The 17729-nt window shown below is 69.8% G+C and carries 16 protein-coding genes; 11 read left to right on the forward strand and 5 right to left on the reverse strand.

Features of this window, described 5'->3' with window-relative positions; all coding sequences use genetic code 11:
- Positions 1–87: 87 nt before the first annotated feature.
- On the forward strand, positions 88–336 hold the full coding sequence (locus AC1DW0_RS09560) for a DUF3297 family protein (protein ID WP_056204906.1): 249 nt from the start codon (positions 88–90) through the stop codon (positions 334–336).
- Here AC1DW0_RS09560 and AC1DW0_RS09565 read toward each other — a convergent pair.
- Together AC1DW0_RS09565 and AC1DW0_RS09570 are read right to left on the reverse strand one after the other, a co-directional pair.
- Positions 327–713 carry a hypothetical protein gene (locus tag AC1DW0_RS09565; RefSeq protein WP_477945578.1) on the reverse strand — a complete coding sequence of 129 codons (387 nt, stop codon included), beginning with the start codon at positions 711–713 and terminating at the stop codon, positions 327–329. The two genes, AC1DW0_RS09560 and AC1DW0_RS09565, sit on opposite strands and share 10 nt — an antisense overlap.
- Positions 710–2068, reverse strand: coding sequence for a cytochrome P450 (locus AC1DW0_RS09570; RefSeq protein WP_477945580.1), 1359 nt, complete (start codon positions 2066–2068; stop codon positions 710–712). Before AC1DW0_RS09570 ends, AC1DW0_RS09565 begins: the two co-directional genes overlap by 4 nt.
- A gap of 60 nt (positions 2069–2128) precedes the next feature.
- On the opposite strand from AC1DW0_RS09570, the gene AC1DW0_RS09575 reads away from it, so the two are divergent.
- The 7 genes from AC1DW0_RS09575 (at position 2129) to AC1DW0_RS09605 (ending at position 8529) form a co-directional block, all read left to right on the forward strand.
- Positions 2129–2974 carry a helix-turn-helix domain-containing protein gene (locus tag AC1DW0_RS09575; protein ID WP_457389509.1) on the forward strand — a complete coding sequence of 282 codons (846 nt, stop codon included), beginning with the start codon at positions 2129–2131 and terminating at the stop codon, positions 2972–2974.
- Between the two features lie 21 nt (positions 2975–2995).
- Positions 2996–3814 (forward strand): hypothetical protein, encoded by an 819-nt coding sequence (locus AC1DW0_RS09580; RefSeq protein ID WP_457389508.1) that lies wholly within the window; start codon positions 2996–2998, stop codon positions 3812–3814.
- A gap of 83 nt (positions 3815–3897) precedes the next feature.
- Positions 3898–5076, forward strand: a complete 1179-nt coding sequence (locus AC1DW0_RS09585) for an acetyl-CoA C-acyltransferase (protein ID WP_457389507.1) — start codon at positions 3898–3900, stop codon at positions 5074–5076.
- The gene (locus AC1DW0_RS09590) at positions 5077–6639 is read left to right on the forward strand and encodes a hypothetical protein (protein ID WP_457389506.1); all 1563 of its coding nucleotides are present in this window, start codon (positions 5077–5079) and stop codon (positions 6637–6639) included. It begins immediately after the preceding gene.
- A gap of 73 nt (positions 6640–6712) precedes the next feature.
- Positions 6713–7342: a LysE family translocator gene (locus AC1DW0_RS09595; RefSeq protein ID WP_457389505.1), complete on the forward strand. Its 630-nt coding sequence runs from the start codon at positions 6713–6715 to the stop codon at positions 7340–7342.
- Positions 7339–8004 (forward strand): SDR family oxidoreductase, encoded by a 666-nt coding sequence (locus AC1DW0_RS09600; RefSeq protein ID WP_477945583.1) that lies wholly within the window; start codon positions 7339–7341, stop codon positions 8002–8004. Before AC1DW0_RS09595 ends, AC1DW0_RS09600 begins: the two co-directional genes overlap by 4 nt.
- Before the next feature lie 54 nt (positions 8005–8058).
- Entirely contained in the window at positions 8059–8529 is a 471-nt protein-coding gene (locus AC1DW0_RS09605; RefSeq protein ID WP_477945585.1) for a MaoC family dehydratase, read from the forward strand.
- Here AC1DW0_RS09605 and AC1DW0_RS09610 read toward each other — a convergent pair.
- From AC1DW0_RS09610 to AC1DW0_RS09620, 3 genes are all read right to left on the reverse strand, one after another.
- Positions 8510–8881: a response regulator gene (locus AC1DW0_RS09610; RefSeq protein ID WP_477945587.1), complete on the reverse strand. Its 372-nt coding sequence runs from the start codon at positions 8879–8881 to the stop codon at positions 8510–8512. The genes AC1DW0_RS09605 and AC1DW0_RS09610 overlap by 20 nt on opposite strands.
- A gap of 171 nt (positions 8882–9052) precedes the next feature.
- Entirely contained in the window at positions 9053–10861 is a 1809-nt protein-coding gene (locus AC1DW0_RS09615; RefSeq protein WP_477945589.1) for a sensor histidine kinase, read from the reverse strand.
- A 117-nt stretch (positions 10862–10978) separates the two neighbouring features.
- Complete coding sequence (locus tag AC1DW0_RS09620; RefSeq protein WP_477945591.1) at positions 10979–13996, reverse strand: VIT domain-containing protein; 3018 nt, start codon at positions 13994–13996, stop codon at positions 10979–10981.
- Positions 13997–14253: 257 nt separating this feature from the next.
- Between AC1DW0_RS09620 and AC1DW0_RS09625 the strand changes: the two genes are divergently transcribed.
- The 3 genes from AC1DW0_RS09625 (at position 14254) to AC1DW0_RS09635 (ending at position 17722) form a co-directional block, all read left to right on the forward strand.
- Positions 14254–15588: a hypothetical protein gene (locus AC1DW0_RS09625; RefSeq protein ID WP_477945593.1), complete on the forward strand. Its 1335-nt coding sequence runs from the start codon at positions 14254–14256 to the stop codon at positions 15586–15588.
- Positions 15589–15632: 44 nt separating this feature from the next.
- Positions 15633–16769: an acyl-CoA dehydrogenase family protein gene (locus tag AC1DW0_RS09630; protein WP_477945598.1), complete on the forward strand. Its 1137-nt coding sequence runs from the start codon at positions 15633–15635 to the stop codon at positions 16767–16769.
- A 353-nt stretch (positions 16770–17122) separates the two neighbouring features.
- Positions 17123–17722, forward strand: a complete 600-nt coding sequence (locus AC1DW0_RS09635; protein ID WP_056204871.1) for a response regulator — start codon at positions 17123–17125, stop codon at positions 17720–17722.
- Positions 17723–17729 lie beyond the last annotated feature (7 nt).

Here is a 17729-nt window from a genome sequence, read left to right on the forward strand (position 1 = left end):
GGCGCGATGCTGGCGCCAAGTGCGCCCGTGCGGAACCCCCACCTTGCGCGCGAGAATGCCGGTTTGCTTCTCCGCCCGCCCCATTCCATGCCTGACACCCCCAGCCGCCCCGAACTGCCCGACCATCTCAGCGTCGACCCGCGCAGCCCTCACCACGTCGCCGCCGTCTTCGAGCACGACATCGGCATCCGCTTCAACGGCAAGGAGCGCCAGGACGTCGAGGAGTACTGCATCAGCGAAGGCTGGATCAAGGTGCCCGCCGGCAAGACGCTGGACCGCAAGGGCCGGCCGCTGTGCATCAAGCTCAAGGGCGCGGTCGAAGCCTTCTATCGATAAGACATCAGCACCAAAGCGGCTGCCGCGAGCAGCGCGATCCAGGCCGGGTGACGGCCGCGGTTGCTGAGCAGCACCAGGCCCCCGCTGACCGCCAACGCCGTGGCGGCGGCCGCTTCGATGATGCCGCCGGACATCGCCTGCACCGCCGGTTGGGCCAGCCACGCCAGCACCACCGCCAGCGCCCAGGCCAGGGCCGTGACGACATGCCAGCTTGCCCACAGGATGCGGGTCTGGAATTCGCGCAGCGCCGGCTGGCCGCCGACGGGCACCAGGCCGCCAGCGCGCAGATGGCGAAACAGCATGCGCTCGCCCAGCCATGAGTGCGCCAGGCCGATGACGAAGACCAGCGCCGCCGCGCCAACGAGCCAGGGGTTCATGCCACTCTCCGTGAAGTGAGCCTCAGTGTGAGGCCGGACTCGGGCCGCAGCGTGACGGCCATGCGCGGCTTGGGCGCCTCGTTGCCGGCCGGGCTCAGCTCGAAGCGCTGCAGCAGTAGCGCCGCGATCAGCGTCATCTCCAGCACCGCGAAATGCTGGCCCAGGCAGACGCGCGGGCCCAGGCCGAAGGGGATGTAGGCGCCGCGCGGAATCTCGTGCGGCGCGCCAGCAAGAAAGCGCTCGGGCTTGAAGGCCAGCGGCGCATCCGGCCACCAGCGCGGGTCGCGGTGCAGCAGCCAGGGCGTCACGCGCACAAGAGTGCGGGCCGGCAGGCGCACGCCGCCCAGCGTGATCTCACGCGTCAGGCGGCGCGTCATGATGGCCGCCACCGGCGGGTACAGGCGCATCGCTTCCTTCAGCGTGGCGGACAGAAAAGGCAGGGCGCCCGCGTCATCGGCCGTTGGCACGCTGCCGGCCAGCACGGCATCCACTTCGGCGCGGGCGCGCGCCTGGGCTTCAGGGTGGGCCGCCAGCAGCCAGCTCCACCACAGCAGGGCCGTCGCGCTCGTCTCATGGCCGGCCTGGAAGCTGACCATGCACTGGTCGTAGACCTCCTGTGGCGACAGCGCTTCGCCGGTCGCCTCGTCGCGCAGTGCCATCAGCATGCCGAGCAGGTCGGGCTTGCTGTCGCCGGACGCACGCCGGGCATTGACGTGCCCACCCAGCAGCCCATGCATCAACCTGTTCGCGCGGCGCTTGGCTGCCTTGCCCGGCAGCGGCAGCCAGTCGGGCAGCGTGAATGGCCAGAACATCTCGGCCAACGCCGTCTCGCTGAGCACCTGCACGGCGTGCGCAGCGGCCGCGGTGTCGGCGCCGATCGGCGTGCTGAACAGCGTGCGCGAGATGACGTCCATGGTCAGGTGGCTGAACAGGGTGTCCATCGTCACCTCGCCGTCCTGTACGCCGGCCAGGCCGGCGACGGCGGCATCGGTCATCAGCGCCGCATAGCCGGCCACGCGCTTGGGCGTGAAGGCTTGCATCAGCATGCGGCGCTGGCGCTGCCAGGTGGGCCCTTCAGTGACGAGGACGGACTGGCCCATCAGCTGGGAAAACACCTCGGGCCCGCGCGCCCAGCGGATCAGCGCGTCGGCATGGTCCACCATGACCTCGCGCACCAGTTCCGGGTCGAAGACATCGACGCCGCGTTCGCCGAGGATGGTCTGGCGCGGCAGATCGCCCAGCGATCGCTGCGCGGAGATCACCGCGAGATAGTCGCGCCGCATGGCCATCAGCACGGGGAAGCCCCACCAGCGGGTGGGGTGCGAAGGGAGGTCGTTCCAGGTCAGCGTCGTCATGGACCGTGATGCTGCGCCCCTGGGGCGGACGGGTCTTGAACGAATGCGACACTGATCGCGATGCAAGCCCACACACGCCTCTGGCTGCCGCCGCTGGCCCTCGCCGGCTGCGTGCGTGGCGTGATGCAGCGCGACACGCGAGGCCGAAACCTCGACGCCGTGCAGCGCGAGAACTACTTTCCCGCAACACCGCTGGTCCAGCTGTTCTGGTGGGCCGAGGGCAGCAGCGAATGGCTGGACACGCCGGGTTTCTCAACGCCACCGCCTGAGCGCCGCCACGCGCCGGTGCTGTTCGGCGGGCCCTTCACGTTGCCCACGCACACGCGCAACCCCGGCGAGATGCGCGCCTTCAAGCTGCTGCTGTTGCCCGACGCCTTTGTGGCGCTGACCGGCATCGCACTGGGCCGCTACGTCAACCAGGTCGTCGATGCGCGCGACCTGCTGCCGTCTGACTGGCTGGCCTGGGCCGAGCAGATGGCCGTCGCGGCCGATGACGCGGCGCGGCTGCAGTTGCTCGAAGCCTTTCTGCTGCCGCGCTGGCAGGCCCTGGGCACGCAGCGCCCCGGCCATCGCTATGCCGACTGGACCCAGGCCCTGGCGGTGCGCGCCGCCACCAGCGCGGCCGGCCGCAGCCTGCGCCAGTTGGAGCGCCGCATCAAGGCCTGGGCCGGCCTGCCGATGCGCGAACTGCGCGCCGTGTCGCGCGCCGAGAACGCCTTCCTTGCGGTGGCCGCTGCTGAGGCCGGCGCGGGTGTGAACTGGGCCGACATCGCCGCCGACAACGACTACGCCGACCAGAGCCATCTCTGTCGCGAGACGCGCCGCTTGACCGGCTTCAGCCCCGAGGACCTGCGCCGCCGCATCCAGGCGGAGGAAGCCTTCTGGGCTTACCGGTTGTGGCGGTGACCCGAAGCCTAAACTGACGCAATGACCCGCCACCTGCTCCTGGCCCTGTTGCTGTGCTGGGTGGCTACGTCGGCTTGCGCGGCGCCCTGCCCGCAGCCGCTGCGCATCGGCTTCAGCGATGCCGCCTCGCCGCCCGGTCTGCTGGGCTCGGGCCCCGGCTTTCCCGAGCCGCCAGGTTGGGAGGTCGTCGCCGTGCGCGAGGCGCTCAAACGCCTGGGTTGCCAGGGCGAACTGCTGCGCCTGCCCAACCGCCGCCTGTCGGCCTCATTGGCCCAGGGCGGCGTCGACATCGCGCTGCTGTTCGGCACCACGCCCGAGCGTCTGCGCAGCTTGCGCTTCCCGCTCGACGCTCACGGCCGGCCCGACGTCGCCTGGGCACCCGTATTCGGCCACCTGGCGCTGTTTGGTCGCGGTGGCGAGGCTCCCGATCCCGCCTGGGACGGCAAGCTTCTGCCCAAGGGCCTGCGTGTGGGCGTGCTGGCCGGCTCGGTGCAGGACGCCATCGCGCGCGGTCACGGCTGGGCGGTCGAGCCCATCAGCGCACTCGACGCGGGGCCGACCATGCTGCAGGCGCGCCGCTTCGACCTGCTGCTGAGCACCCGCGAGGTGCTCACACCCGAGCAGCGCGCCGAGCTCGTCGAATGGGCGCCAGGCGTGGCCAAGCTGCCCTATTTCGCGCCAGCCTCGCCGCAGTTCGCCCAGCGCCACCCGGACTGGACGCGCGCTTTCTGGCGCCAGTTGTGCCAGGCCGTGCGGCGGCTGGAACCCGACATCCGCCCGGTTGAATGCGGCAGCGCGCCGGCCACGGCCTGGCGCCAGGCCCCAAGCCCAACCGATTGACCCTGGCATTGCGCGGCAATTGACGCGCACGTCAATTGATCGCGTCAGAATGGCGCATCTGAGTTACCAACGGAGTACGTGCCATGTCCGACCCGATCGTCATTGTTTCCGCCGCCCGCACCCCCATCGGCGGCCTGCTGGGTGATTTCGCCGGCCTGGCCGGCTGGGAGCTGGGCGCCATTGCCATCAAGGCGGCCGTCGAGCGCGCCGGCGTGCCGGGCGACTCGGTCGATGAAGTGCTGATGGGCAACTGCCTGATGGCCGGCCAGGGTCAGGCGCCCGCCCGCCAGGCCGTGCGCAAGGCCGGCCTGCCGGATTCGGCCGGCGCCGTCACGCTGAGCAAGATGTGCGGCTCCGGCATGCGCACCATGATGTTTGCTCACGACATGTTGGCAGCCGGCTCGGCCGAGGTCATGGTGGCCGGCGGCATGGAAAGCATGACCAATGCGCCGCACCTGATGTTCGCGCGCAAGGGCGTCAAGTACGGCGTGGCCCAGATGTACGACCACATGGCCCTGGACGGCCTGGAAGACGCCTATGAGCGCGGCAAGGCCATGGGCGTGTTCGCCGAACAGTGCGTGAGCAAATACAGCTTCAGCCGCGAGGCCATGGACCAATACGCCATCACCTCCACGCAGCGCGCCAAGGCCGCCAACGAGAGCGGCGCCTTCGATTGGGAAATGGCGCCGGTGACGATCAGCTCGCCTAAGGGCGACACCGTCATCAAGTTCGACGAGCAGCCCTTCAAGGCCAAGCTCGACAAGATCCCGTCGCTCAAGCCCGCTTTCAAGAAGGACGGTGCCATCACCGCCGCCACCTCGTCCAGCATCTCCGACGGCGCCGCCGCCCTGGTACTGATGCGCGAGAGCACGGCCAAGGCCCGCGGCCTGGCACCGATCGCCCGCATCGTCAGCCACGCGGTGCATGCGCAGGCACCTGAGTGGTTCAGCACCGCCCCCGCCGGCGCCATCCAGAAGGCCCTGGCCAAGGCCGGCTGGCAGGCGGGCCAGGTCGACCTGTGGGAAGTCAATGAAGCCTTCGCCGCCGTCACCATGGCCGCGATGGCCGAGTTCAAGCTGCCGCACGACATCGTCAACGTCAACGGCGGTGCCGTGGCCCTGGGCCACCCCATCGGCGCCAGCGGCGCACGCATCGTCGTCACACTGCTGGGCGCGCTGAAGGCCCGCGGCTTGAAGCGCGGCATGGCGGCGCTGTGCATCGGTGGCGGCGAGGCCACCGCGCTGGCAGTCGAGATGCTCTGATTGAGCGCCCGCCGCTGGTTTCGGAATGGCCTGCTGTTGCTGGCTGCCGCGGCTGGCGGCGTGGACGCTGCCTGGGCGCTGTCATGCATTCCGCCCAATCCGGACCCCAAGGCCCGGATGCAGACCCATTTCGCCGGAGCCGCCGCGGTTTTCATCGGCCAACTGGTCGAGACCGGCGCCGATATTCACGAGGATTGGAGCGTCTCGGCCGCAGGCCGGCTGAAGGTGGAGCGCTGGTTCAAAGGGACGCAGGTGCCCGAGGTGCGGGTGCTGTTGCCGAGTGGCTTTCCCCGTGGAGCTCGGCTGCTGCTTTTCGCGCGAACCAACTCGCCGGCCGATCGGCTGCGCCAGACCCAATCCCGTCGCGCCTGGCAACCTGACGGCAAGCGTGCCGATGCGGCCCCCAAAGTGCCGGACGCCGACATTCCTGACTTGACGGCGGCAGGGGCCTGCAGCGCAGCGGCATTCGCGTTGAACGCTGCTTCGGTGGCGCCGCTGCCCGGCTATTCGGACGACAAGGCCCGCGCCTGGGCCGTCGCCTTGTCGAACGACTTGCTGAAAGCCCTGGAGGCCATGCCGGCCGCAGGTGATGGTGGTCGTCTGGAACTGGCGCTGCGGGCTTTCGACATGAGCGATTTCATGCAGCGAACCGAACTGCGGGTCGAGCTCAAGGAAGCCAAGGATGCAGCGCCCGGCGGGCTGAAACTCAGCGGGCCGTCGACCGTGCAGCACCTGTCTGTGTACTGGAATGCGCCGCGCAACGGGTGGGGTGGATGGGGGCGTGATCGTTTGCCGGCCGGCGAATACCGGTTGGAAGGCCTCGAAGTGCCTGGGTACGACTTGTACTGCGGGGGCGGCTCCGGGCCCGACTGTGCGCGTGTCACCGTCGAAGACCGTGGCCGGGTGCGCCATGAGCTGTTCTACATTCCCGAGGCGCGCCTGCAAGTGAAGCTCGTCGATCAGCAGGGGGTGCCCGTGGAAGGGCAGGGTCTGCTGAAAGTGCGCAGGTTGTCCGCGGATCCTGCAGGAATTCCGTTTCGTCCGTCGCGCGAAGCGACTTTCGTGGCGCACCCGCCCGCTGACCAATCCGCCCACCACCTGGGCCTGAGCGCTGGGCGCTATGCCATCGAATGGCTGCTGCCTCGTGTTGCGCCGGGCCAGCCCGACGACTGGCCGTGGGCGCGCAAGGTGCTGGCATCAACGGCGCTGCCTCTTCATGAGGGCAGCAACGTCGCAGTCACGCGCGGCGACAACCTCGTGACCCTGACGTTGCCCGAGGAAGCCCGGCCGGCCGAGTTGCGAGCGCGTGCACCTGGCTGCAAGCCGGGTGGCGTTTTTCAGGTGTCGTTGCTGACCGAATGGCGACCCGGGCGCAGCGCCGGCATGCAGAACGTGGCGATGGAAGTTTCGGACCGCTGCGAAATCCGCTACCAGGGATTTGCCGGCCAGCATCTGCACCTGCATTACGCACGCAGCCCATCAGAAACCTGGGTTGCCTGGGTCGAGTTGCAGCCGGGCCAGAATCAAGTGGATTTGATGCCCCAGAAAGCCCAGCCCCATTGACGCGAGTCGGCGCGGCTGACGCGGCCGTAGGTGACACTAGGCAACTCGACGGCCCAGCCCTCTGAGGCATTCCATGCTCGGCACCCACGACCTCCCCCTCTTTGCCGCCACCGTCTTCGTGCTGAATGCGACGCCCGGCGTCGACATGGCCTACACGGTCGCCAGCACGCTGCGCGGCGGCTGGCGCCAGGGCGTGGCGGCGGCGGTCGGCATCATGGCGGGCTGCGTGCTGCATTCGCTGGCTGCGGCCTTTGGCCTGGCGGCGCTGCTGGCCACGTCGGCCGAGGCCTTCACGATCGTCAAGCTCGTGGGTGCGGCGTATCTGCTCTATGTGGCATGGGGCATGGCCCGGGCCGGGCTGCGTCCGGCGTCGGCTGCGGCCGAAGTCAGCGCCCCGCAGTCGCTGTGGCGCACGGTGCGCCAGGGCTTCTTCACGAACGCGCTGAATCCCAAGGTCGCGCTGTTCTTCCTTGCGCTGCTGCCGCAGTTCATCGCGGCGGACGCGTCGAACAAGACGCTGGCCTTCCTGTTCCTGGGTGGCTGGTTCATCGCTCAGGGGCTGCTGTTCCTGCTCGCCCTCATCGTGCTGGTGGCGCCGCTTCGCCGCAGCCGGCCGCGGCCCTGGCTGGGGCGCGGCCTCAACCTCGGCGGTGCTGGCCTCTTCACCGTGCTGGCCGCCAAGCTCGCATTGACCAAACCATGAACGTTCTGATCATCGGCGCCTCGCGCGGCCTGGGCCTGGAGTTCGTGCGCCAGTACCGTGCGGCCGGCGCGCGCATCACGGCCACGGCCCGCGACGAGGCGGCGCTGGACCGGCTGCACGCCCACGGCGCCCGCGCCTTGAAGCTGGACGTGGCCGACACGGCCAGCGTGTCCGGCCTGGCCTGGCTGATCGACGGCGAGGCCTTCGACGTCGTCGTCATCAACGCCGGCGTCTACGGCCCCAGCACTTCGGGCCTGGAGACGCCGACGGTGGAGGACTTCGACGCCGTCATGCACACCAATGTGCTCGGCCCGATGCGCCTGCTGCCGCAGATTGCCGAGGCGCTGGCGCCGGGTGCCCGCGTGGCCATCCTCTCCTCCAAGATGGGCTCCATCGGCTCGCGCGCCAGCACCAGCGGCTGGCTCTACCGGGCTTCCAAGGCGGCGGTGAACTCCGTCATGAAAGATGCCGCGCTGACCCTGGCAGGCAAGGCCACCGTCATCAGCTTCCACCCCGGCTGGGTGCGCACCGACATGGGCGGCTCGGGCGCCGACATCGACGCGTCGACCAGCATCGCCGGCATGCGCACCGTGCTGGCCAGCGTGAAACCGGTGGATACGGGCAGTTTCTTCAATTACGACGGGCAACGATTGGACTGGTGAGTCCCCTTTATCGGCGGCGCGGCGGCCCGGCGGATTGCGCTAAGGTCTCGACCCATGGACACAACCCTCGCAGAAGCCGAAACGACCAGCCTGATCCGTGCCGGGGAAACCTGCGAACGTCACATCCGCTTCACGCGTGAGGACATCGCCGCTTTTGCCCGCCTGACCGGCGACTCCAACCCCCTGCACCACGATGTGCAGGCGGCCCAGCGGGCACGGCACGGCGAGATCATCGCCAGCGGCCAGCAGACGACGGCGCAGATGATCGGCCTCGTCGCCAGCCACTTCTCGCGCGGCGATGACGGCGAGGCTCGCGAGCTGCTGTGCCTGAACTTCAATTTCGCCTTCAAGGCGCCGGTGTTCGCCGAGCAGGAGCTGTTGCTGCACTGGCGCGTGGCCAGTGTGGAATGGAATGCGACGCTCGGTGGCTGGCTGGCCCTCGTCGATGGGCGCGCGACCGTGCGCAACGCCCACCCTTGCGTCGTCGGGCGCGGCACGCTGCTCGTCAAGGCAGCCAGGGCCTGATCTCGTCCGCGAGGGTGCTCACATCGATGGGTTTGCCGATATGGGCGACGCAGCCGGCCGCCAGCGCTCGGGCGCGCTCCTCGGGCATGGCCTGGGCGCTCATCGCCAGCACGGGCACATCACGCAGCGACGGATCGGCCTTCAGTCGGCGTGTGGCCTCGTAGCCGTCGAGAACCGGCATGCGCAGGTCCATCAGGATGATGTCGGGCCGGCGCGCGGCGGCAGCTTCCAGGCCAAGCTGACCATTGGCCGCCCAGTCGACCTCGAAGCCGGCGGCCTCCAGCACATAACGCGCGAGATAGGCGTTGGCCGCGTTGTCCTCGACCAGCAGCACCCGCGGCGTGTTGGCCATGTCAGGCGCTCCCCATGTGCCGCCGGAGCCTTGCGGGCCGAGTGCCGGGCCGCTCCCAAGCCGGCCCGCGCTGGCGATGTGCTTGCCGGTCGAACCGGCTAGCATCGCCGTCCCCTTGGGGGACCGATCGGGCGCGCCAGCGTTCAGCAGGGCGAGACCGGGCGAGGGGCCTCATAGCGTGTCCATCTCGATGACGAAGCGCGAGCCCCCGCCTTCGGCCGGCTCGTGGCGGATGCGACCCTGCATGCCGGCCAGCAGCTGGGCGCTCAGATAAAGGCCCAGCCCTGTGCCTTCCTGGGCATGGGCGACGCCGCCTTCGAGCTGGCGGAAGGGCTGGAAGAGCAGGGCTCGATGCGCCTCGGGGATGCCGGGGCCGTGATCCCTGACGCTCAGGACCAGGCGCTCGGCGTCTTGCCAGGCCTGGATCTCGATGTCGCCCTGCTCGGAGAACTTGATGGCATTGCCCACCAGGTTGATCAGCACCTGGGTCAGCTTGCGGCGGTCCCCGCGCCAGGGCAGCGACGGGGCCATGGCCAGCTTCAACGCCAGGCCCCGGGGTTCGGCCAGCGGGCGCAACTGGCCCGCCACGTCGGCGGCGATCTCGGCGATGTCGATCGGCTCGATGTGGAGGTCCATGCGACCGGCCTCGATGCGCGACAACTCCAGCAGGTCGTTGATGAGGGCCAGCAGGTGGCGGCCGGAACTGGCGACGAAACCGAGCTGGCGTTTCTGCTCGGCGTTGACCGGGCCGCTGCGGCCACCGTGGATCAGGTCGGTGAAGCCGAGGATGGCATTCAGCGGCGTGCGCAGCTCATGACTCATGCGCGCCAGGAATTCTGACTTGAGCCGGTCGGCCTCCTGCAGCCTCAGGTGCTCGGCGGCCACGCGCTCGGCGGCCTTGCGTTCCGAGATGTCGTGCACGAAGCCGACGAACAGCGTCTCGCCGTCGAGCTCGAAGCGCGCGAAACGGATCTCCACCGGCAGATCCCGGCCATCGGCATGCCGGGCCAGGGTCTCGACGCCGCGCCAGTCCAGGCGCTTTTCTCCGGTCGCCATGTGGCGGGCCAGGCCAGCGACGTGCTGCGCCCGCAGGGCCTCGGGCTGCAAGGTCGCCAGCGGCTGGCCGTTGAGGCTGCCCGGTTCATGGCCGAGCAGCGCGTGGATGGCGGGATTGGCGAAACGGATGCTGCTGCCGGCATCGATGATGACGGCGCCGTCGATGCTGGTCTCCCACAGCGAGCGGAACAGCGCCTCGCTGCGCTGCACGGCCTGGTGGGTGCCCTGGTCCTCGCGGGCGCGCCGCATCACGAGGCCAGCGGCGGTCAGGCCGAACAGCAGGGCGCAGACCATCAGCATGCCGATCAGTGCCGCCGCCGTGATGCGCGACGCCAGCCCGAGGCTGGCCGAGAAGCGCTGCTCCATCGGCGTCAGCCGCGCATCCAGCGCCAGCACGCGGGGCTGCAGCGCGGCACGGGCCTCGGGAGGCAGTTCGCGGGCCTGGTGGGCCAGCGCGGTCATCTCGGTGATCAGCTCGTCGGCCTCGCGCCAGATGGCGACCGACTCGGCCATATAGGGCAGGCCGCGGCAGCAGCGGTAGAGCCGGATCAGGCCGGACGTGTCGTCGGCATGGTTGCGCGATTCGATGAAGCCCTGGCGGGCCTCTTCGTCACGGGCACCACCTCCGTCCATGGCCTCGCGTGCACGCCTGGCGTTCAGGGGCACGGCGATCTCGCGCTCGAACGCCTGGTACTGCGCCTCGTCGCCGGATTGCAGATAGAGCACCAGGGCCAGCGTCGCGCTCTTCTGCGCACGTGACCATTGGCTTTCGCCAGCGACGTAGGCCCGTGCGGCCGACAGCGCCGTGATGGCATACAGCCCCAGCACCGCGAGCAATGCCGCCATGCCGATCAGCAGCCAGGCCACGCGGCGCGCACCGTGCGGCAGCACGGCGGCTGGGGTGGAGGCGGAAGCGTGACTCACCGTGTCCGAGTATGCCCAGACGCTGCCGGCGCGGGAACCTCAGGACGTAGGACGTTGCGTGCTTTTCCGTCCAGGCCGCGGGCGGCGGCGCGCCGAGTGGTCAGAGCAAACCGGTCGTTACTTCGCTGCGCCACCGGCCCGCCCCTCCACCTCGAAGCTGCCCACCAGCACCTGGTCACCCCGGCCCGACAGGCGAAGCACGACGCGTTCGTCCTTCTGCGCGCCGGTGCCGAAGCCGGTGGCCAGCCACAGCATCAGCGTCGTGTAGGGCGACACCAGCTGCTGGCTGTGGCCATAGAACTGGACGCGCACCTCGTAGCGGCCCGGCTTGGCACGGCGCAGCGAGAACTCCTCGGGGCCGTAGCCGCCAGTGAAGTCGCGCGACATTGCGCCGCCCTGGCGGGTCAGGCGGTGGGCGTAGTAGGCCTTCTCGCCGTCGGGGTCGGTCACCCAGAGGTCGATGTCGGTGTTGTCGGCGTCCCAGGTCAGCACCGCGCGCAGGTCCAGCGGCAGGTTTTGGCGCAGGCGCGCGTCGACACGCGACAGGTCCAGCTTGGGCGTCCGGGCGGCCAGGGCATTGAGCTCGGTCAGCGCAATCAGGTCGATGTCGGCAAAACGCCCGTCCCAGGGCCGGCTGGCCACGTCCCACAACAGGTCCAGCGCGCGCTGGGGCTGGGTGGCGGCGAGGGCCAGGGCGAGGTCGCGCGAGGACTGCGGCTCGTCCGGTGCCAGTTCGCGCACGCGCTCCAGCAGCGGCACGGCCAGGGGGGTCTGGCCGGCCTGCTGCAGCCGGTAGGCCAGGATGCGCAGGATGTGGCGGTTCTCCAGCTCCATCTCGGCGAGGTTGGACAGCACGCGCATGGCCAGCGCCTGCTGGCCCTTGGCGAAGAAGATCTCGGCCGCGTCGATGAAGAAGGCGGTGCTGGACAGATAGCCGGGCCGCTCGTCCAGGTAGATGGCATAGCGCTCGGCGTCGCTGGCCTCGCGCAGGCGGCGTGCGTAGGCGGCATTGGGCTCCCAGGCTCTCAGCGCGATGCTGGCCGGGGCGGCCGTGGTGCCGGCGTCCTCTTCGCGGGCGCGGCGCAATCCCGTCACGGCCACGGATTCGAGCGCGGGCGCAGCTGAGGGAGCCAACATCTGCGCGAGAGGCGGCGGCGCCGGCGCTGCGGCGGGTGCTGGCGGTGGCTCTCGCAGGGCGATGGGGGCCGCTGTCTGCGCGATCGATGGGCGGACCGGCGCAGGCGCTGCCGACCGGGTCTCGGCCACGGCGATGGCCGGCGCCGCCACGGAGAAGGTCTGGGCCCACCAGGCCTGGCGCTGCTTGAAGCGCTGCACGAGGCTGTCGATATGCCTTTCGCGATCGGCCTGGCGCGTGGCGCCACGCTGGGCCAGGCTCTGCCGGTAGGCGGCGCGCAGGGTGGCCGTGGGGGGCACGATCTCGTAGCGCACATAGTCGGCCAGCTCGTCGAGCACGATCAGCGAGGTCTCGGCGCTGAGCAGGCGGAACTGCTCGCCCAGACGCCGGATCTGGGCGCGGTTGCGTTGCTGCTCGGCCGACAGTTCGGCGATGCGCAGCTCGGCCCAACGCCGCGCGGCCAGCGGCAATGTGGCCTCGTCGGACGGAGGGCTCTCGGTCGGCGCCTTCAGCTCGATGCGGCGCTGGCTGCGCCGCCCCTGGCCATCGATGAGGGTGACGAGGAGGCGGCCGGTGACCACTGTCAGGCGAGTCGCGATGGCGAGGCGGCCGTTCTCGGGGTGCAGGGATTCGATGACGACGTCCTCGATGCCCTCGACGCCGTCGCCTTTCACGTCCAGTACCTGCAGGCCGGGCCTTGTCAGCGCGGTGAAGGCGGACGCGGTGCCCATCCGGGTCAGGTCCAGCAGGCGTGCACCGCCGGCCTCGGCGAGGCGGCGCAGCCGTGGCAGGTCGGCCCGGCTGGCGGCATTCACCGTGAACACGGGGCCGGCGGGTGGCAGGCCGCCGAGGTCGGGCCAGGTGGCCAGGCCGTCGCTGAACAGCAGGCTCATCGTGCCGCTGCCGGGGGGCGCGGCGGCCAGGCCGGCATACCAGGCGGCCGGGCTGCTGGCGCCGTCGTACGGCAACTGCTGCAGGGTGCGGCGCAGGGGCTGCCAGTCGCCACCGCGCACGTCGAAAACACGCACCGGCTCGGCGGCATCGCGTGCCACGGTCAGGTGCACGCGCACGTCGCGGGCGGCGGACAAGAGGGCATCGAGCAGGGCGAACTCGCGCGCATGGTCGCGCTCGGCGCCGGAGCCGGAGGCATCCCAGACGAGGTTGAGTTCGCGAGGCAGGCGGGTGGCGCCACGCGCGCCCTCGACGGCGGCGAGCTCGGCATAGGCGTAGACCTGGCCGAGATGCTCCTGCACGATGACGCTGTCGCCGCCGCTGGCGGCCCAGCTCAGAGCCAGCGCCTCGCGCGGCTGCCAGTTGCGTCGCTGCAGCCGCAGCGACGTCTCGTCGCCACGGGAGAAAGTCTCGACGCCGGCCAATGCGCCGCTCACCTGCGGCTTGCCGCCACGCAGGTCGAAGCGACCCTCGAACTGGCCCATCGGCTGGCCGAAGTTCAAGGGCAGGCGGTACTGCATGCGCCCCTGCGGGTCGGGCTGCAGCGTCTCGGCCAGTTGCAGCATGACGCGCCGCTCGCCGTTGGGCGGCACCGGATAGATGCGCAGCTTGAAGTTGTTGCCGGCGGTGCGCTCCAGCAGGGCCGGGTCGACGCGACGGCGGGAGATGTCGTCGAACACCTGGCGGCCCTTGTCCTTGGGCACCGGCACGGCGCTGACCATCTCGCCGCGGATGTCCAGCGCAAAGCCGACGACGCTCTGGCCGGCATCGAGCGGGAATTCCAGCGTGGCTTCCAGCTGGCGCGGGTTGGGGTTGTGCACGACGAGCTCGATGCGCGTCTGCGCCTGGGCGCCGGCCAGCGTGGCCTGCACCTGCACGCGCTGCAGCGTCAGCGGCTGGCTGGCGTCGGGCACGATGAAGCGCGGCATGGGCGGCGCTACCGGGGGCATGGGCTTGGGCGGCGGTGGCGGAGGGCTGAGCGCGAAGGCTGCCGAGGCCGCCAGGGTCAGCAGGGCGAACAGCGAGCGAAGCGTCGAGACAGAAGGCATAACGGTGTCCGGGACGGGCGGGCCAGGCGGGCAACGACAACACCTTGCCCAAACCGGCATCGTCGGCGAGTGCACCGTGTTCGTCAGCGTGAAGCTGGCGAACACAGGGCCTCTGCTTCTACGGCGGCAGCGGGCAAACAGGGTGAACGCCGCTCCGAAAACCGCCGGAGGGCGACCGAGGGAATATTCCCTTCGGTCCTTTACTGCTGCCGCGACCGCTGCTGCCTAAGCTGCGCCGTCTTCATGGGAGCTTGTCGATGCGCCGTGGGTTCAAGGTGTTGCTGTGGATCGTGCTCGGTCCGATGGCGTTGCTGCTGCTGCTGGGCATTGCCTGGCTGGCCTGCAATGGTCGCTGGGCGGATGCCGCCTCTCAGCCGGTACCCCCAGAGCTGCAGCCGCAGGCCGTGACGCTGGCGCCGCAGGACAACGCCTTCTTCGACGCCCAGGGGCTGCGCGCGCCGCAGGGCGAGGCGCCGAATGCCTGGGGGCAGCGCAGCTGGCGCGGTGAGGTCAGCGGCGAAGCCGGGCTGCTGGCGCTGCCATCGGGAGAGGACTGGAACTGCAACGCCGCCAAGGAGGATTGCGTGGCCCGCTGGCGTACCGCCGCGGCGGGGCTGAAGGCGCAGATGGCCAATGCCAGCATGTTCGGCGAACGTTGCAAGGCGCTGGCAGCCAGGCCCAGCTTCCAGGAGCCGGCACCGGTGCGTCGGCCCCGCCCACCCGGCAGCGCGTCCTTCGAAGCCCTGGCGCTGCCGCAGTTCGGAGGCGTGACCCATTGCATGCGCTGGTTGCAGATCGAAGCCGTGCTCGCGCCGGATGCACAGCGCGCGGAGCCGTCCTGGGCAAGGGCGGATGCGCTGCTGCGCCTCTTCGCCTCCGGCTCCCAGACCTTGCTCGGCCAAGCTGTCGGTTGGGCCACGGCCATGCGGCACCAGCAGTTGTTGGTGCAGTGGGCGGCGCGCCAGCCGGCAGGCGCGGTGCTGCCGGCTGCCTGGCGAGCCCCGCTGCCGGCACGCCTGCTGCAGCCGCGCCTGTGGATGGCGGCGGAGTCGCATTTCCAGCGCGAGACGGTTGCCGACCTGAGCGCGCATGGCGACCAGATGTTCGACATGGAACCCAATCCGCCGCAGGCCTGGGCCAGCCGGCACAGCCTGGGCTATCTGCCGCAGCTGACGATACAGGCCATGAGCGCCTACTGGTTGGCCGACATGCGGTCCTTCGGCCATCTGCAGGGCCCGGCGCTGGCGCGGCAGGTGCGCGGCAAGCCGGAGCCCGACGCCTCCTGGTGGCGCTTCCTGCGCTGGCGCAACACGGTCGGCCACGTGTTGGTGGAGGTCGGCCGACCTGCCTTCGAAAGCTATGCCTTGCGCCAGGCCGACCTGGTGCTCTCGCAGGCTGCGCTCGACCTCAGCCAGCAGCTGAACGCGCTGCCCGTCGCGGAGCGCCCGGGCTGGTGGCAGCGCCAGACGCTGGACACCGGCGTTCGCGAGCGCCTGAGCCTTGAAGGCGACGCGCTGACCGTCCGCACCTGGCGGGGCGAAGTCGAGGCGGCGCATGCGGCGCCCTTGCGCTTCCCGCTGCGCCCCGGCTGACGCAGCCTCGACAATGGCTCATCCAATCCAACAGGTTGAGCACCATGCTTCTTACCGAAGACCACCTCGCCGTGCAAGACGCCATCCGCGCCTTCGTGCAGGCCGAGATCGCCCCCCATGCCGCGGCCTGGGACAAGAACCACCATTTCCCCGCCGAGCAGTTGAAGGGCCTGGCGGCACTGGGCTGCTATGGGGTTGCCGTGCCGACCGAATGGGACGGCGCGGGCCTGGACTATCTGGCGCTGGCCGTCATCCTCGAAGAGATCGGCGCGGGTGACGGCGGCACCAGTACCGTGGTCAGCGTCAACAACTGCCCGGTCTGCTCCATCCTGATGGGCTTTGCCAACGACGAGCAGAAGGAGTGCTTCCTCAAACCCCTGGCGCGCGGCGACATGCTGGGCGCCTTCTGCCTGACCGAGCCTCATGTCGGCTCGGAAGCCGGCGGCCTGCGCACGACGGCCGTCCGCGATGGCGATGACTATGTGCTCAACGGCGTCAAGCAGTTCATCACCAGCGGCAAGCACGGCGATGTCGCCATCGTCATGGCGGTGACCGACAAGGCCGCAGGCAAGAAGGGCATCAGCGCTTTCGTCGTCCCGACCAACACACCCGGCTACCAGGTCGCGCGCATCGAGGAGAAGATGGGCCAGCACAGCAGCGACACGGCCCAGATCCTGTTCGAGAACTGCCGCGTGCCGGCTGCCAACCGCCTGGGCGATGAAGGCCAGGGCCTGAAGATCGCTCTGTCGGGCCTGGAGGGCGGGCGCATCGGCATCGCCTCGCAATCGGTCGGCATGGCGCGCGCGGCCTTTGAGGCGGCACTGCGCTACAGCAAGGACCGGGTCACCTTTGGCCAGCCCATCTTCAACCACCAGGCGGTGCAGTTCAAGCTGGCTGACATGGCCACGCAGATCGAGGCGGCGCGCCAGTTGATCTGGCATGCCGCCAGCCTGAAGGATGCCGGCCGACCCTGCCTGAAGGAGGCGGCCATGGCCAAGCTGTTCGCCAGCGAGATGGCCGAGAAGGTCTGCTCCGAGGCCATCCAGATCCACGGCGGCTATGGCTACCTCAGTGACTTCCCGGTCGAGCGCATCTACCGCGATGTGCGGGTGACGCAGATCTACGAGGGCACGAGCGAGGTGCAGAAGATCCTGATCGGGCGGGCGCTGGCGGCGGGCTGAGAGGGCGAGAGGCAAGCCAACGCGCGGAACGCCCTCTCGGGCATGCCGGATTCCCGCTCACCGCTCTGAGCGGCGCTCATCACGCCGTCAGAGCGGCTGCTGCTCGTTCGACCCGCCCGTTCCTTCACGCTTGCCGCGGTGCTCGGCGAGGGCCAACCGTATGGGGATGCGGTTGGCTGGCTCGTGAACACCGCCGGCCGCCGATCAACGCCAAGCGGCGCGCAGCGACAAGCCGCAGGGCCAGTCGCCACCCCACCACTGCCGGCTCTTTCGTGAAATCAGGCGCAAACCACGTTATTGACTAACGTGACACACGGCCCTAACCTGACAGCAAGAAATCAGGAGCAGCCGCCGTGAATGAAACTTTGACGAGTAGTGAAGCTGCGCGGATATGCGGCGTGAGCTTTCGGACGGTGATCCGATGGATCGAGCGCAACGAGCTGCAGGCCTATCGGCTGCCAGGTCGTGGCGACTATCGCGTCCTCGCGACCGAACTGCGCCGGTTCATGAGCGTTCATGGCATTCCTGATCCCGATGACATGCCCGGGCAAGCCAAACGCATCCTGGTGGTCGACGACGAAGCCGCGATGGCCAGTGCGATCAAGCGGGCGCTCAAACGCGAAGGCTTCGAGGTGGCCACCGCGAGCGACGGCTTCCTGGCGGGGTCGATGCTGCACGTCTTCAAGCCGCACCTGATGACCCTGGACCTCCAGATGCCCGGCATCGACGGCTTCGGCGTCCTGCGCTTCCTGCGCGAGCAGCCGCCGCCGTTTCCGCTGAAGGTGCTCGTCGTTTCCGGCGAGAGCGAGCAACGTCTGCAGCAGGCGCTCGAGCTGGGCGCGCATGGCGCGCTGGCCAAACCCTTCGAGAACGAGGAACTGCGGCAGGCCGTCGGGCGGATCCTGGGCGAAGCGCCCCGGGGCGCGCGCACCGGTGATGACAAGGCGCCCTGAGGAGACC

Source organism: Roseateles sp. P4_D2, assembly GCF_056401875.1.

Bases quoted from the DNA above. Each gene is read 5' to 3' on its own strand.
- AC1DW0_RS09560 (WP_056204906.1), top strand. From the start codon at position 88: ATGCCTGACACCCCCAGCCGCCCCGAACTGCCCGACCATCTCAGCGTC.
- AC1DW0_RS09565 (WP_477945578.1), bottom strand. From the start codon at position 713: ATGAACCCCTGGCTCGTTGGCGCGGCGGCGCTGGTCTTCGTCATCGGC.
- AC1DW0_RS09570 (WP_477945580.1), bottom strand. From the start codon at position 2,068: ATGACGACGCTGACCTGGAACGACCTCCCTTCGCACCCCACCCGCTGG.
- AC1DW0_RS09575 (WP_457389509.1), top strand. From the start codon at position 2,129: ATGCAAGCCCACACACGCCTCTGGCTGCCGCCGCTGGCCCTCGCCGGC.
- AC1DW0_RS09580 (WP_457389508.1), top strand. From the start codon at position 2,996: ATGACCCGCCACCTGCTCCTGGCCCTGTTGCTGTGCTGGGTGGCTACG.
- AC1DW0_RS09585 (WP_457389507.1), top strand. From the start codon at position 3,898: ATGTCCGACCCGATCGTCATTGTTTCCGCCGCCCGCACCCCCATCGGC.
- AC1DW0_RS09595 (WP_457389505.1), top strand. From the start codon at position 6,713: ATGCTCGGCACCCACGACCTCCCCCTCTTTGCCGCCACCGTCTTCGTG.
- AC1DW0_RS09600 (WP_477945583.1), top strand. From the start codon at position 7,339: ATGAACGTTCTGATCATCGGCGCCTCGCGCGGCCTGGGCCTGGAGTTC.
- AC1DW0_RS09605 (WP_477945585.1), top strand. From the start codon at position 8,059: ATGGACACAACCCTCGCAGAAGCCGAAACGACCAGCCTGATCCGTGCC.
- AC1DW0_RS09610 (WP_477945587.1), bottom strand. From the start codon at position 8,881: ATGGCCAACACGCCGCGGGTGCTGCTGGTCGAGGACAACGCGGCCAAC.
- AC1DW0_RS09620 (WP_477945591.1), bottom strand. From the start codon at position 13,996: ATGCCTTCTGTCTCGACGCTTCGCTCGCTGTTCGCCCTGCTGACCCTG.
- AC1DW0_RS09625 (WP_477945593.1), top strand. From the start codon at position 14,254: ATGCGCCGTGGGTTCAAGGTGTTGCTGTGGATCGTGCTCGGTCCGATG.
- AC1DW0_RS09630 (WP_477945598.1), top strand. From the start codon at position 15,633: ATGCTTCTTACCGAAGACCACCTCGCCGTGCAAGACGCCATCCGCGCC.